Source organism: Moorena sp., assembly GCF_982860115.1.
Genome location: NZ_CEYLVT010000187.1, coordinates 1 through 14,933 on the forward strand (window position 1 = coordinate 1; position 14,933 = coordinate 14,933).

Here is a 14,933-nt window from a genome sequence, read left to right on the forward strand (position 1 = left end):
CTCCCTGAGTTTTTGGTGAGATATGAGTTTTTCTATGAGTTTTTCTATGAGTTTTATGAGTTTTTCTATGAGTTTTTGGAGTATGTCAAATTCGTAGAACAAATGTACTAAAAAACTCCTGACTGCTACTGAAGCCCCGAAAACACTGTAGTTCAAGGGTTTGTAGTTCAAGTGTTCTTACAAAATTGACCTGCTCCCCAAAGATTCGGCCCTTTGTGAGATGCTCCCCCTATTACCGATTCCCCATTCCCCATTCCCCAGATAATGTACTAATGTTCGGCATTTGTGACATGCTCCCTGAGTTTTTGGTGAGATATGAGTTTTTCTATGAGTTTTTCTATGAGTTTTTCTATGAGTTTTATGAGGATCACAGATATATAACAGGACTACTATTACATTGTTCTCACAAATTGATGGGGAGCAAGTCTATGTTCCAGAACAAATGAACTATGTACCATATGAGCTTGGCTTTTACCCATGAGGGGGCTATAGCTTTAGTACAAATGTTCTGCATAAGTGACATGCTCCCAGGTCAGATTACCCTACTTTCGTATATTTTCATGAAAACTATCACCAAGCTATTGTCATTTTGTCTGGCGCTAGTACTTTTATTAGCAACAGTAATGCCGTTTGAAGCAATGGCCTCAACTCTAGCCGATCCAAATCTACCCACTGGTCTCAGCCAAGAAGAAGTTTTTCTCCTCTCAATACTTTCAAATGCTAGTGGAGATAAGGTACAAGGTTCTTCAAAATACTTAAGTGAACAATTAGAAGAGTTCGTTAATAATGTCATATCATGTCCTAATGGCAATGATGTTCTCTCAGACTATTGTGATGATGTTGAGATGCTTTCAGATTGGGAACTTGTTTGGGGTCCTTACGTTATAATCAGTCCCATTTATCGGCCTTCTGAGCTTTTGTGCTCCTCAGAAGAAAAATATTTGGCCGATTATGATTTTCCTCCAAAAAGATGTTATCCTGCCAACTCAATGTTTGTTGTTAAAAAAGATAACCATTATTTGGTTGCGATCGCTGGTACTAATCCAGCGTCTATTTATGATTGGTTTGGACTAGATTTTGCAGTTGGAGTCTTGAAACCTTGGGATGAAAACCCTGATGAAACAGGACAGCTTTCAAGTGGTACTGATCGAGGTTTAAATAATCTGATGGGTATGGGAAGCGATAAAGAAACATTGTTGGATTTTTTAAGAAATCGTGATGGTATTACTGACATTACCTTTGCAGGGCATAGTTTAGGAGGCGCTTTGGCTCCCGTACTAGCTTTGAAAATTAAGGAGGAACTAGAGAATGGTATCCCAATTTATGTTTATCCTTCAGCAGGGCCTACACCCGGGAATGATATTTTTGCCCAATACTATAACGAAAATTTGGGAGATACTACTACACGATTATGGAACGAACTTGATGTGGTTCCCCATGCTTGGAATACAACATTACTTCATGAGATCCCCACTTTGTATTATCAGGAAGGGGGGGATCTATATTATAGCGATAAAGTCCAGACTCTTGTCGATAAATTAATAAAATTTGTTGATGACAAAAATTATACTCACATCAATGATACAGATCCGGAAAATACTGAATCAACTGTGATCGTCGATTTAAATGAGAAAAAATCGATTCACTTTATGTGTGAAGCATATTTTCCAATTGAAGAAAAAACCCCTACAATAGAAATCAAAGATCCAAACCTTAAAGCCTTTTTGAAACAGACAGGTTATCAGCATACAGATGCATATGCGAAGATCTTAGGTGTGGAGAAGGAATATTGTACTCTGTTTAAGTTGACGGGGCTCTTTGAGACATCACCTGACCGTGAAAAAGCCGGACTTGAAAGCTTGGTGCTTAAAAGCCAGCAATAGAGAAAAGAGTCTGAGTAGCAACTGTACAAAAACTTACGTGCTTAGCTGAAACGCTTTCACCGTAAATGTTTCAGAAGTATGCTCAGCCATCGCTATTTTGCACCAGTTGAACTTTAGTCTAGTTCCTGGTGCAAAACTCAAGGAGTGACAACAAGGTTACAAAGCACTCTGTATAACAGATAGAGCGTTAAGTCCTTGCTGAAAATTGAGCTGTTTTTGAGGTTTGAGATTGATCAGAGGAAAAGCTAAATCTGACCAGCTATTGAGAGTTGACAATTAGTCCTTGAATCATCCACAATCTTCGATAAAGATACTCACTGACTTCGAGATTTTGTAAAGATTATCCCCGTAAAGTTGGTACGGATTCCTTAGGCAATTTTGTGTTACCGATCCCGTCTATTTCGAGCCCACATTCCGTACTTAAAAATGTAGTATAAAAGTTGTAAGGATTCAGCTAGGGGATTGACAAAGTCCGGGATGGAGCTGGAGAATCATCAGCCAAAAACCTCACGGGGTGACAACAAAGCTCAAACCTAGATAGGTGTTAGGTTTTAGGTTTTAGGTATTGGGTAAAATGAGCGCAATGAGTCATTTGTATTTCCCAGCAATTGAAGCAATTTTCACGCATACTGAGTCAATGATAGTTTTAATCAATCCATCCCGCCAGGGCAATTTTACCTAAAACCTAACCCCTAAAACCTAACCCCTGTAAGATTTTAAAGAGCGCTTGTCACCCCCTGAGTGCGATCGCATACCCTAAAGACTCAAACAAAAAATGGGGATGAATTCGCCAAGAACCAATCCCTAAATAAACAGGAAATTCCATAATCAGCGGTCAGCCTTTGGCCACGCTACGCGAACAGCCAACGGCTGACCGCTGACCGCTGAATGCTTACACTAGCTTGACTGACAGTAAACTGTCAACGGGACTAAGCACAATTCTAAACCAAATGAAAATTGTCACCACTGAGTTGATCTAGCTCCACATCCTCAATCACAAGGGTTCCACCAGTTTTAGGAGAAAGCACAACACCCTGGTCACTGTCAGATAGGATACCAGACGCTACTGCTCTGTTAAACCACTTTTGAGGATCAATGGCACCAAAGCCCTTCAATTTAATCAGATCTGCACCAACTTCAAAGTCTTCGATTACATCCACGTCACCGTGGCGGAAGCTACTGCCCTTAGTAAACAAAAAGTCATCATGACCAGCACCACCAACTAACGTATCACTACCACGACCACCATTAATCCTGTCATCACCACCACCACCGGTGATGTGATCATTACCACGACCACCCACTAACCGATCCTTACCACCACCACCATTAATCGTGTCATCACCACGACCACCGGTAATGATGTCACGACCAGTGCCACCATCAAGCACATCCTTACCAGCACCCCCTTTAATTACATCCTTGCCTCCATCCCCAGAGAGGGTATCATTACCACGACCACCGGCAATCGTATCGTTACCTTTTCCACCACTAATGTGGTCATTACCACGAGTACCAATCAGTTTGTCATTCCCTGGGGTACCAGTTGTCCCTGATTTAACTGGCACCAGACCAGCATCCCATACCAATTGATCAATCCCTTCCGGTAAGAATCGGGTGATCGGACCGATAGTGACACGACCGGTATTGGGATCAACATCACTATCTATCGGACTATCGCTATCAATGAACAGCCGTGGGTCGTTATTTTGGGTAGTAAAGGTAAATCCTTGGGGCGCAACAAATTCCAGGGTATAACGACTAGAAAGGTCATCCGGGATATTCTCAAATAGATAGAACCCAGGATTCTCATTATTATCGTCATTGGTAGTAGTGGTTTGGATTAGGTTACCGTTGATGTCAAAGAGATTAACAGTAACCCCATTCACACCATTTTCAGGAGGCTCATTTTGGAGACCATCTCTGTTGCTGTCTAACCAAACGTAATTACCAATAGAACCAGTAGGCTCATTGGGATTTGGTTCTGGTATTACTGGTTGTGAATTGGAATTGTCGCTATCGTTGATTACTATCATGGTTACTTTCCTATTAATGAAATGTATGTGTATAGGGAGTAGGGAGTAGGCAATAGGCAATAGGCAAGAGGCAATAGGCAAAAGGCAAGAGGCAAGAGACAAAAGGCAAAAGAAACAATATAGGGTTTTGGATAGCAATAAGGTACACAAGATTTTATCCCTGTTACCGATTCCCGATTCCCGATTCCCGATTCCCGATTCCCGATTCCCTAAAATCGACAACCTGTGTACCTCACCTAGATGTTGCTACTCGCAAACCTATCTAAAAAATGAGATAGTCGGCTCAATCTGTCCCGCCATTTTGGCCATAGTTGCAAAACGTTACAAGAACAAGGGAGCAGGGAGCAGGGAGCAGGGAGTAGGGAGGAGGTAAAAATAAAATAGGATTAATTTTTTTTTAAATTTATACAAACAAAAACTAGTTTTTATTGCCAATTTACTCTTCTATCTATTCGCAATTTGGTAATAAAAAAAATTCCTAAACCCCTTGACAATCAATTAATAAATTAATATATTAATAATGTAAACACTTTAAACCAATAACGATTCATGAGTACAAACTTTCCCTCAAACCCTGATGACAATCAAAACCCTGAAAACCAAGGTCGCAAAGCTAAGAAAGCCAAGCACATCTTGGTCGGTTCTCCTGAACAAGTTCGGAAAACAATTCTTGCCATCTATTCTCTTAAATACGCTTATCCCGACGAGTGGAGCACTCCCGAGCCTACCGGAAATCCTGGTGAGGTTATGGTGACTTTGATTCGATACTTTTATGTAGATTAGGATAGTAATTTGCCAGGGCGTCGCCCTGGCGACCAGGAATGAAGAATGAAGAATGAAGAATGTAGAATGTAGAATTAAGAGTGAACGTTTTTTTGGGGAGGGGTATCAATCAGCATGAAGCATGAGTTAGTATGTTGTTGCTTTCCAGCAGTTGCTGACTAACTCGGGAATAATGTACAATTAATCAGTCAAAAGTTATTTGGTTTAACGGCAGCTTAGCTGTATGTTTTGAGGTTTACACAATATAATTCGGTCAAGTATTGGAGTTTATCTGAGCTTGACCGATTTTTTTTATTTATTGCTATACTTATAGAAGTTATTAATGGGAGTTTTGATACCCCCTAACCCCCCTTAAAAAAAGGGGGGAAAAGAGTAGGCGTAGGGTGCGTTAGGGACGGGCTCGGCCTCATTTTATTGGTAGTCAATCTTGGAAGAGTTCGTCCCGTAACGCACCACCAGGTCAAACGGGCAGCTGTTCGCGTAACGTGCGCGTAGCGCATTAGCTGACCACTGAGAGCTGACGGCTAATAGCTCAATAATTAAAAATGGACGAAGAAAGAAGACAAGCATACCTCAACTTGATCCAGCAACTGCTAACTTGTCCCAGCGGTGAAGAAGTCCAAATTCTTGAGAGCAACCGCGAGTTAGTGGATGCAAATTTATTGCAGGTAATGGCACAAGAAGCAGAAGAACTAGCAGCCGATGGCAACCAAAATACTGCTGACTTTTTAGGGAGTCTCAGGAGTTATCTTTTAGAGATAATTTCAGAATCCTCTACTTTAGTTAATCCCTCATCCGAAGACTATTGGCAATTCTTGACAGAGGTATTGATAGCAACTATTAACAGCAATAGTGACCCCAAAGTTGTCTACTCACTCCTGGAAGCAAACCTAGAGAAACTCGATGATAATTTTATCGATATCTTAAAAAACTGGGCAAGTGCTAAATTATCAGAATTGGAACCAGAAACAGCAGAAAATATTGCTATAATTATTGGTAAATTCAGCAACCTTATCAGCGATTTTTACCTCGGTAATAAAGCCAATAACATCGAAATTGCTATTGCTGGTTACAAAACAATCCTAACAGTTTTTACTCATGATAGTAATCCGGTAATTTGGGCAACTATTCAAACTAACCTGGGCATTGCCTACTGTGACAGAATCCGTGGAGATAAAGCTGATAATTTAGAACTCGCCATAGAAGCATACCAACTAGCTTTGTCGGTTTACACCAAACAAGACTTCCCCTATGATTGGGCAACGACTCAAAATAACCTGGGCATTGCCTACCTTAACAGAATCCGTGGAGATAAAGCTGATAATTTAGAACTCGCCATAGAAGCATACCAACTAGCTTTGTCGGTTTACACCAAACAAGACTTCCCCTATGATTGGGCAACGACTCAAAATAACCTGGGCATTGCCTACCTTAACAGAATCCGTGGAGATAAAGCTGATAATTTAGAACTCGCCATAGAAGCATACCAACTAGCTTTGTCGGTTTACACCAAACAAGACTTCCCCTATGATTGGGCAACGACTCAAAACAACCTGGGCAATGCCTACAGTGAAAGAATCAGTGGCGACAGAGCTCAGAATCTAGAAAAGGCTATAGAAGCATACCAACTAGCCTTGTCAGTTCGCACCAAACAATACTTGCCCTATGATTGGGCAAGGACTCAAAATAGCCTGGGCATTGCTTACTGTGAAAGAATCTGTGACCACAGGGCATTGAATCTAGAAAAGGCTATAGAAGCATACCAACTAGCCTTGTCAGTTTTTACCAAACAAGACTTCCCGATCCTTTGGGCAGGAACTCAAGGCAATCTCGGCAATGCCTACAGTGACAGAATCCGCGATGACAGAGCTCAGAATCTAGAAATTGCTATTGAAGCATTTCAACTAGTCTTATCAGTTTTCAACAAAGAAAACTTTCCCCAATATTGGGCAGACATCCAAGCCAAGCTGGGCATAATCTACAGTGAAAGAATCAGTGGCGACAGAGCTCAGAATCTAGAAAAGGCTATAGAAGCATACCAACTAGCCTTGTCAGTTCGCACCAAAGAAGACTTCCCCTATGATTGGGCAATCACTCAAATCAACCTGGCCAATGGGTACAGTAATAGAATCGGCCACGATAGAGCTGAGAATCTAGAAATTGCTATTGAAGCATACCAACTAGCCTTGTCAGTTTTTACCAAACAATACTTCCCCGAAATTTGGGCAATTGCTCAAAATAACCTGGGCAATGCCTACAGTAAGCGAATACTCGGAAATTGTACAGAGAATCTGGAAAAAGCGATCGCATCCTATCAAAAGGCTTCAGAAATCTACACCCGTGAAGCGTTTCCGGAAGATTGGGCAGACATCCAACGTAATATTGGTAAACTGTTGGTTCAGCGAGGAAGCTGGTATGATGGATTATCCCGCTTAGAGCAAAGTCTCGCTATCTATCGCCAAACCGAAAACCTAGAATGTCGTGCAGATGCAATATACCACATTGCCCGCACCCATCATTTAATGATAAACCTAGACAAAGCCCGGATGCATTATCGGGACGCTCTGCGCATCTACGACTATATCAAAAATCAAGAAGGAATAGCTGCCTGCAAAACGGGATTAGGCAGACTAATGATTTCCCTTGGATTTATCGACGATGCCCGAGAAGAATTAAACCAGGCTTGTGAGATTTATCATACCCTTAAGGATAACAAAAAAATTGATAATATTCAAGAAATATTCCAACTATTAGCAAAATCAAAGATAAACAAGTTAAAACAATTAAACCCAAGCAATAGCCATGAGTGAAGCCGATAAACTTTGGAAGGAAACAAAACAAAATTTTGCTAACTGGAATCTTGAAGAAATTCCTTTTTCTGAAAGTGCTTCCAGCTTGCGGTCAAACCTAGATAAAGTTTTCACAGGTCGTACCCAGGAGTTAAGGAAGATATTTAACTTATTGCAGGGTCGCGAACGAAAGCGGATATTAGTCTACGGTGCCGTTGGTATTGGTAAAACAGCATTTATTTTAGAAGTATTGGGAGTTTTGCAACGGAACAGCGAAGATACTCTCGCCACCTATATCAGTCTCCCCTTTGAAACTGATTTAGCAACGACTGCTTTGATTGCCCTAGCCCGACATATGCCAGAAGATGAGTGGGCGCAACAACTGTTAAACAACATGGGATTGATGAGTGAATCGAGTCGCAAAACCAAGACCAAGTTGGAGGGAAAAATCGCCGGGTTTGGGGCAAGCCTTGAAGCGGAATCCAAACCAGTTAATGCTCCACAGTTTCCCACTCTCACCTTTCAAGACTTATTGGAAAGAGCGCTGGAGAAGTATAGTCGTGTGGTGATTGCTATCGATGATTTAGATAAACAAGACCCAGACCGGGTGCGTCAACTATTGCACAATGCTCAAGGCATGCTCAAAGGTGATGCTTGGTTTATTTTGACTGGGCATCCTTCCGGGTTGACTCAGGAGCTTTTGATCGGTGAACGAGGGTTATTTGATTTAGCATTAGAGATTACAGCCTTAGACCAACCCACCACGTATCAAATGTTAATTAACTATCTCGCTAGCGCCCGAATTAGAGAAACTAGCAAAGACCCAATTAATCCTGATGCCGTTTATCCCTTCACTATAGAAACTGCTAAGAATTTGTGTGAACGTTCCGAGGGGATCCCCCGTTGGTTCAATCGCATTGGTAGTTATGTATTACTGAAAGCAGCGGAACTGAAAGCAGAGAAGATTACACCAGAGGTATTTCAGCAAGGTTTAGAAGATGTCAGTCAACAACTGCGTATTCATGCAGAATTGAGTGCTGAAGAGTATTATGTGCTTGAAGTAATTTTAGCAAAAGGGGTGCTATCCGATGAAAACATAACCATGGATGACCTCAAGCGGATGAAAGTTCAAGAATTTAGTCAACTTTTACCGATTTTAGATAAATTAATTCAATTTGACTTAGTGCGTCGTTTACCTACGGATAAAGCAGCGGAATATCAAGGCAATCCTCTACTTTTGCCTCCGTCAGAGCAGTCAGATGAAGAAGAATGAAGAAGAATGAAGAAGAATTTAGAATTTAGAATTTAGAATTTAGAATTTAGAATTAAGTAGTGCTAGTGGTGCTTCAGGAGCGGACTTGCCCTCATTTTCCGGGTCGTAGCCAGGGTTGGGATAGTCCGCCCCGTAACGCACCACCCAACGGCGAACCCTCATTTTCAGGCTCCTAGCCAAGGTTGGGACAGCCCGCCAATTTAAACGGGCAAGATGCCCGTTCCACGCCTGATGCCCGTAACGCATCACTGCTGAGTCAAACAGCTTTTAGGAGATGCAGCCGAGTAGGGAGTAGTAAATGAACCAAGAAAGAAAACAAGCATACCTCAACTTGCTCCACCAACTCCTAACTTGTCCCAAGGGTAAAGAAATCAAACTTATTAATAGCAACCTTGAGTTAGTGGATGCAGAGTTATTGCAGGTAATGGCACAATCAGCAGACTATCTGACAGCAAATGGCCACCAAAACGCTGCTAACTTTTTACTGGGTATCAGGAGGAAACTTTTAAAAGGCCTGAAAATTTCAGAAACCCTTACTTCACCTAAGGTTTCATCGGAAGAGTATCATAAATTCTTGATAGAAATATTGCTAGCAACTAACAACAGCAAAGGCGACCGCGAAGTTGTCTACCCATTCCTGGAAGCAAACTTAGACAAACTCGATCATAATTTTATCAATATCCTGCAAACCTGGGCAAGTGCTGAGCTTTCAGCAGAGGAACCAGAAACAGCAAAAGAAATCGCTAATACTATCTGGGAATTCAGCACCCTGATCAGCGATTTTCCACTGGGTAATCAAGGCAATAACAGGGAAATCGCTATTGCTGGTTACCAAACGATGCTAAGAGTTTTTACTAATCAGAGTAACCCGGAAATTTGGGCAGCTATTCAAAACAACCTGGGCAATGCCTACAGTGATAGAATCCGTGGCAATCGGGCTGATAATCTCGAAATTGCCATAGATGCATACCAAATAGCCTTGGAGGTTTATACCAAATCAGACTTCCCGGAAGATTGGGCAAGCACTCAAAATAACCTGGGCATAGCTTACTGTGAAAGAATCCGTGGAGACCGGGCTGATAATCTCGAGAAAGCTATTAAAGCATTCCAACTAGCTTTGGAAATTCGCACTAAACCAGATTTCCCCATTGATTGGGCAATGACTCACTATAACCTGGGCAATGCCTACTGTGAAAGAATCCGTGGAAACCGGGCTGATAATCTCGAAGAAGCCATAGAACTATACCAACGAGCATTAAAAGTTCGCACTAAACGAGATTTCCCGGAAGATTGGGCAAGTACTCACAACAACCTTGGCATAGCCTATAGTGACAGAATCCGTGGAGATAAAGCTGATAATCTCGAAAAAGCCATTGCCCAATACCAACTAGCTTTGGAGGTTTATACCAAACGAGACTTCCCCGAAGAGTGGGCAAGGACCCTATATAACCTGGGTAATGCTTTCAGCAACAGAATAGTAGGAGAAACTACAGAGAATCTGGAAAATGCGATCACATGCTATGAAAATGCCTCAGAAATCTTTACCCGTGACTACTTTCCCGAAGATTGGGAAAACCTTCAACGTCATATTGCTAAACTATTGATTCAGCTAAGAAACTAATAACTGACAGCTTATCTATTTTATGCTAAAATATAGAAAAACCATTACAAGATTTTTCATAAATTAATATGTCACCTGCGTGGTCAAATTGGAGGGGTAATGTTTCTTGCAACCCCAAAAGTATTGTCGAACCGTCTTCTAACGAAGATCTCAAGAAAGTTCTGGCCATGGCTCGAACCGAAAAGATGAAAGTTAAGGTGGTTGGTTCCGGACACTCATGGTCAGAAGCTGCATGCACCGATGGTGTTCTTGTATCCTTGAAGCGACTAAATCGGGTAATCGAGCTAGACCGAGAACGGGGCACCGTTACTGTTGAGCCAGGAATAACACTAAACAGCTTGAATCAATACCTCGACCAACACGGTATGGCCTTGGAAAACCTGGGAGCAATCACCAAGCAGACTATTTCTGGTGCCATAGCAATGGCTACCCATGGAACAGGAGACAAAAACGGCTCACTGGCCAGTGCAGTGGTCGAGCTGGAGCTAATGAAAGCATCTGGGGAAGTTGTCCGCTACCAACAAGATGATCCCACATTTTATGGAGTATGTGTCAACTTGGGTGCCCTTGGTATTATTACTAGATTAACCCTTCGTTGTGTTCCTACATTCTTCTTGCGAGATATTCAACAACCGATGTTGACCGACCTTCTCAGAAAAGAAATAGACACATTAGTTAAAGAAAACGATCATTTCCAATTCTTTGAATTTCCCCACACCTCACGCTCCTATTGGTTTAAGTTTAATAAAATGGATGAGCCAGTTGCGCCCATGCCATTCTGGAGACAATTCCTAGACAACCTATCTAAAACTATAGTTAGAGAAGGCAATGGAATCGGTGACTGGATTACCAGGACGTTTCCTGCTCTAATTCCTCTCATCTTTAGAGTAGCGTTTATGACTAATCTACGGGGATTAAACCGTTGGGATAAGAGCTTTAAGATCCTCGCCTTTGAAAATATTAATTTTACCTATTCCGAGTTAGAGTATGCCATACCAAGGTCAGCTGCAATCACAGCTCTGGAGCAAATTCACCAGATGATAGAAAACCATGGATTTAGGATAAACTTACCAATATCAGTTCGATTTGCTAGTTCGGAAGAGCATTGGTTAAGCCCACTGTATCAAAGAGAATCGGTATATATTAGCCTTAACTTATCAGGATCAGATTTTAAGGTGATTGAAAACTATCATCGGGAAGCCGAAAAGATATTATTAGAGTATGGTGGCCGTCCCAACTGGGGCAAGCACTTTTATTCCAATCGGGAATATCTGCGCTCACAATACCCACGTTGGGATGACTTCGCTCTACTTATGAAAGAATTTGATCCTGATCGACTTTTTTCTAACCCCTTCCTAGACCGCCTCTTCCCGTTTGATGCATGATTGGCTCAAATCGGTTCGGTTGGGAGTTGGTTTCACAGCCGGGGTTTATTTCATACTCTCTAATATCATGTCGGGATAATTACCCTTAATAAAAATCTCCCCATCTCCCCATCTCCCCACCCTCCCCTCTCTCCACCTAGTCCTTATTCTAATTCCCTTACCACTTGACTCATGCCATCAAGTAATTTTTGATTTTTTTGGCTCCTAGCGCCATAGAGACGGGCAGAAAAGACTGTGATTAATTCCATCATGTCTTGGGTTAATTCGTCTTCAAAGCTGACTCCCTCTGGGGATTTATTAATGATAACGACTTCTGTCCCAAACTCTTCACAAATAGTAAAGATTAATTCTGCTCCAAATCTCAGCAATCTATCCTTGTGAGTAATCACCAATCGTTCAACATCCCCTGTCATAATTTTTCTGAGTAATTGGTTCAATCCTTTTTTGTGATAATTTAAACCACCCCCGAAATCAGAAATAGTCTCGTATTGCCAACCATTAGCAGTGCTAAAATTTTCTAATAATTGAATTTGACTCTTCAGATCTTTTTGTCGCTCATCACTAGAAACTCTGGCATAGTTGATGGTCAATCTGTGGGTCAATGGCTGAGGATTTCTTGGTGTTATATGTTTGATATCTTTAAGATAAAATCGTCGTTGTCCAGTAGGTGAACGTTGATATCTGATTTTGCCTGCATCAGCCCACCGTCTTAGGGTTTTGGTAGAGACTCCTAACTGTTTAGCTGCCTCCCCAATGCTTAATGTCATCTCAGAATGACTTTCCATATTAATGCTAGATCTAATCACAACCTCTCTAGTATTACCCATTTTGTCAGTAATGTCTAAGGGTGTCTATTTTTTATAGAGAGGCAAGCAGGGAACAGGCAACAGGCAATAGGCAATAGGCAACAGGCAATAGGCAATAGGCAACAGGCAACAGGCAACAGGCAACAGGCAATAGGCAACAGGCAACAGGCAATAGGCAAGAAGTAAAAGTAGCGAATATTTGATTATATAATATAATTTCGGGATAATTACCCTTCATCAAAAATCTCCCCATCTCCCCATCTCCCGACTCTAATCCCTTGGCTTTAACTGAAACTGATCGAATTTAATCACCTCTGAATTAGGCGATCGCGTATCAAAGCGATAGCTAGTTACTATACCGGTGCCAGTATCCAAGATACTAAACACAGTCAGATCATTACTAGCGATATAAGGCAAGGGCTGGTTATTCTCTCCTAACAATGGCGCGATCGTTGGCATAACGGGCTCTAATCCATTGGCGTCTCCAGTAGGGGAATAGTTTTCGTTATACCCAGTTGGTACTGGGCGCTTCTTCTCACCAACATAAGCGCCATAACTATTCCCCACATTGGAGGATTCTAAAAAATGCATGCCATTACCATCAACAAAGCGATTCCATAGATGGGAATGGCCATAATACACTAACTGCACACCAGCAGCTTCTAACAATGGCACCACATCCCGAATGATGTAATCCTTGTCTTTGGGGTACTCATAACGCACTGCTGTCACCTTACCCGCCCGATCCCGCTCAATGATCTGCACTGGGTCAGTATAAGCTGGGACAATATTCCCCCCTAGGCTATGGGGAGGATGGTGAAGCATCACAATTTTATACTTAGCTTTTTGAAACTCAGTGCTATTGAGTTCTGCCTGAAGCCATTGATACTGGGGACTCCCTTTACTAACCGGTTCAAAGATATGTTGTCCGTATCCCCAAGCGATGGGATTGTCTAAATCTTGTTCCCGTTCTTGATACTTACCTTTGGCATTAGGACCTAAGCTAGGTGTCCGCCAAATATTAGTAATGTACAACACCACTAAGCGAACATCACCAAAGGTTACCGCATAATACGGTTTGCCATTCGGTAGGGAAAAAATCTCGTTATAGGTGTCAGTATTATAGGTATTGTTTTTTAGCCAAGCTTGGTAATAATTAGGGTCATTATCTGGATTTAACTGTTCAGCTTTTTGCCGATAGATGGCTTGTGCTGCAGCGCGAGGAAAAGGGTCATTGAATTGGCTATTCAAATCCTTTTCCATAGAAAAACGCCCCATCACGTCATGATTGCCAACTACAGGAAAAATCGGGGAATTTTGAATAATTTCACCGCCATGGTAGGTAGTTTTAACCCCATTCTTCTCCAATTGGTAATTAGCTCGACCCTGAAGACAAGGGAAAAACGCACCACCCCGGTTATCATCAAACCATTCCGAAGCCCGGTCAGGAATATTAACTAAATCACCAACATAAAACACCCCATCAATTTGGCCTACAGTGTCTACCACCTTCTGGAGATTAGCTGCTGTCATGGGCATTAGTTGATGGTCAGAGGTCAGAAGAATTTTCTGGGGTGTCTCAGGGTTTGGGAGAGCACTGAGGCTAAAGAGTTTGCTCCTGACAACTTGCCCATTTTCCTTGACACTGGTGACTTGATAGGGATCGCGTTGACCAGGAGTCAGTCCAGTTACGATGGCTTCATGACGCCAAATATCCCGCATGATTGGCTTCTGGTAGACTTGGGAGTCTTCGGTCTGGTTGCCAACTCGGGATTTTTGGTCTTCCCGAGTGCGGCTGAGTTTAGTAGTAGTAGCAGTGGCCTTACGATAAGAGCTCGTGCCGTAGGTAACGGTGTGGCGAGAGCCAGGAAATTCGGTAAACCAAACCACTCGTACGGAATCTTTTGTAGGAAATTGCAAGAATGGGTCAGTTAGTAATTCGTAAGCGGATGTCATGGCTCGCTGCTGGGTAATTTGCTTGATAATTGGAACAAGAACAATTACACCGATAACTATAGCTGCCATGAGGATAAAGCGACTGATAGAAAACTTGACCATGAAAGCTATAAGGCAGGGAATGAGAAATCGGGAATCGGGAATCGGAACCCACCCCTAACCCCCTCATAAGGGTAGGTTTTTTACAAAGACGTCAGGTGTGGGGTGTAGGGTGACCGGGTGTAGGGTGTGGGGGTACAGACAAGCGATGCAGCTTCGGAACTGGGGAGGCAGTGCCTTCATGCGGGGGTTCCCCCCATGAGCAACTGCCGTGGTTTCCCCCACTCGCGCTTGGGATCAAGACAACGACAAGCGATGCAGCTTCGGAACTGGGGAGGCAGTGCCTTCATGCGGGGGTTCCC

11 protein-coding genes are annotated in these 14,933 nt (G+C 42.4%); 6 read left to right on the plus strand and 5 right to left on the minus strand.

Annotated features, from left to right (window positions below; all coding sequences use genetic code 11):
- Positions 1–560 precede the first annotated feature (560 nt).
- Complete coding sequence (locus tag AC4II3_RS24710) at positions 561–1,883, plus strand: lipase family protein (protein ID WP_488013657.1); 1,323 nt, start codon at positions 561–563, stop codon at positions 1,881–1,883.
- Between the two features lie 941 nt (positions 1,884–2,824).
- Here the strand turns inward: AC4II3_RS24710 and AC4II3_RS24715 are convergent.
- Positions 2,825–4,141: an SdrD B-like domain-containing protein gene (locus AC4II3_RS24715; RefSeq protein WP_490722915.1), complete on the minus strand. Its 1,317-nt coding sequence runs from the start codon at positions 4,139–4,141 to the stop codon at positions 2,825–2,827.
- Between the two features lie 327 nt (positions 4,142–4,468).
- Between AC4II3_RS24715 and AC4II3_RS24720 the strand changes: the two genes are divergently transcribed.
- From AC4II3_RS24720 to AC4II3_RS24730, 3 genes are all read left to right on the plus strand, one after another.
- Entirely contained in the window at positions 4,469–4,702 is a 234-nt protein-coding gene (locus tag AC4II3_RS24720) for a hypothetical protein (protein WP_293055091.1), read from the plus strand.
- A 545-nt stretch (positions 4,703–5,247) separates the two neighbouring features.
- Positions 5,248–7,512: a tetratricopeptide repeat protein gene (locus AC4II3_RS24725; RefSeq protein ID WP_488013651.1), complete on the plus strand. Its 2,265-nt coding sequence runs from the start codon at positions 5,248–5,250 to the stop codon at positions 7,510–7,512.
- Positions 7,505–8,764, plus strand: a complete 1,260-nt coding sequence (locus tag AC4II3_RS24730) for an ATP-binding protein (RefSeq protein ID WP_488013649.1) — start codon at positions 7,505–7,507, stop codon at positions 8,762–8,764. Before AC4II3_RS24725 ends, AC4II3_RS24730 begins: the two co-directional genes overlap by 8 nt.
- Before the next feature lie 39 nt (positions 8,765–8,803).
- On the opposite strand, the gene AC4II3_RS24735 is transcribed toward AC4II3_RS24730, so the two are convergent.
- On the minus strand, positions 8,804–9,010 hold the full coding sequence (locus tag AC4II3_RS24735) for a hypothetical protein (RefSeq protein ID WP_490722916.1): 207 nt from the start codon (positions 9,008–9,010) through the stop codon (positions 8,804–8,806).
- Positions 9,011–9,062: 52 nt separating this feature from the next.
- Here AC4II3_RS24735 and AC4II3_RS24740 point away from each other — a divergent pair, with 52 nt between their 5' ends.
- On the plus strand, positions 9,063–10,385 hold the full coding sequence (locus AC4II3_RS24740; protein ID WP_488013645.1) for a tetratricopeptide repeat protein: 1,323 nt from the start codon (positions 9,063–9,065) through the stop codon (positions 10,383–10,385).
- Positions 10,386–10,453: 68 nt separating this feature from the next.
- Positions 10,454–11,770 (plus strand): D-arabinono-1,4-lactone oxidase, encoded by a 1,317-nt coding sequence (locus AC4II3_RS24745; RefSeq protein ID WP_488013643.1) that lies wholly within the window; start codon positions 10,454–10,456, stop codon positions 11,768–11,770.
- Positions 11,771–11,913: 143 nt separating this feature from the next.
- On the opposite strand, the gene AC4II3_RS24750 is transcribed toward AC4II3_RS24745, so the two are convergent.
- The 3 genes from AC4II3_RS24750 to AC4II3_RS24760 form a co-directional block, all read right to left on the minus strand.
- Positions 11,914–12,555 carry an IS607 family transposase gene (locus AC4II3_RS24750; RefSeq protein WP_488017099.1) on the minus strand — a complete coding sequence of 214 codons (642 nt, stop codon included), beginning with the start codon at positions 12,553–12,555 and terminating at the stop codon, positions 11,914–11,916.
- Between the two features lie 73 nt (positions 12,556–12,628).
- A complete protein-coding gene (locus AC4II3_RS24755) occupies positions 12,629–12,829 on the minus strand; it encodes a hypothetical protein (protein ID WP_488017097.1) in 201 nt (66 codons plus the stop codon).
- Positions 12,830–12,846: 17 nt separating this feature from the next.
- The gene (locus AC4II3_RS24760) at positions 12,847–14,634 is read right to left on the minus strand and encodes a purple acid phosphatase family protein (protein ID WP_488017095.1); all 1,788 of its coding nucleotides are present in this window, start codon (positions 14,632–14,634) and stop codon (positions 12,847–12,849) included.
- Positions 14,635–14,933: the final 299 nt, after the last annotated feature.

Coding starts and splice junctions, on each gene's coding strand:
- AC4II3_RS24710 (WP_488013657.1), top strand. CDS start 561: ATGAAAACTATCACCAAGCTATTGTCATTTTGTCTGGCGCTAGTACTT.
- AC4II3_RS24720 (WP_293055091.1), top strand. CDS start 4,469: ATGAGTACAAACTTTCCCTCAAACCCTGATGACAATCAAAACCCTGAA.
- AC4II3_RS24725 (WP_488013651.1), top strand. CDS start 5,248: ATGGACGAAGAAAGAAGACAAGCATACCTCAACTTGATCCAGCAACTG.
- AC4II3_RS24730 (WP_488013649.1), top strand. CDS start 7,505: ATGAGTGAAGCCGATAAACTTTGGAAGGAAACAAAACAAAATTTTGCT.
- AC4II3_RS24735 (WP_490722916.1), bottom strand. CDS start 9,010: ATGCGTTACGGGCATCAGGCGTGGAACGGGCATCTTGCCCGTTTAAAT.
- AC4II3_RS24740 (WP_488013645.1), top strand. CDS start 9,063: ATGAACCAAGAAAGAAAACAAGCATACCTCAACTTGCTCCACCAACTC.
- AC4II3_RS24745 (WP_488013643.1), top strand. CDS start 10,454: ATGTCACCTGCGTGGTCAAATTGGAGGGGTAATGTTTCTTGCAACCCC.
- AC4II3_RS24750 (WP_488017099.1), bottom strand. CDS start 12,555: ATGGAAAGTCATTCTGAGATGACATTAAGCATTGGGGAGGCAGCTAAA.
- AC4II3_RS24755 (WP_488017097.1), bottom strand. CDS start 12,829: ATGGGGAGATTTTTGATGAAGGGTAATTATCCCGAAATTATATTATAT.
- AC4II3_RS24760 (WP_488017095.1), bottom strand. CDS start 14,634: ATGGTCAAGTTTTCTATCAGTCGCTTTATCCTCATGGCAGCTATAGTT.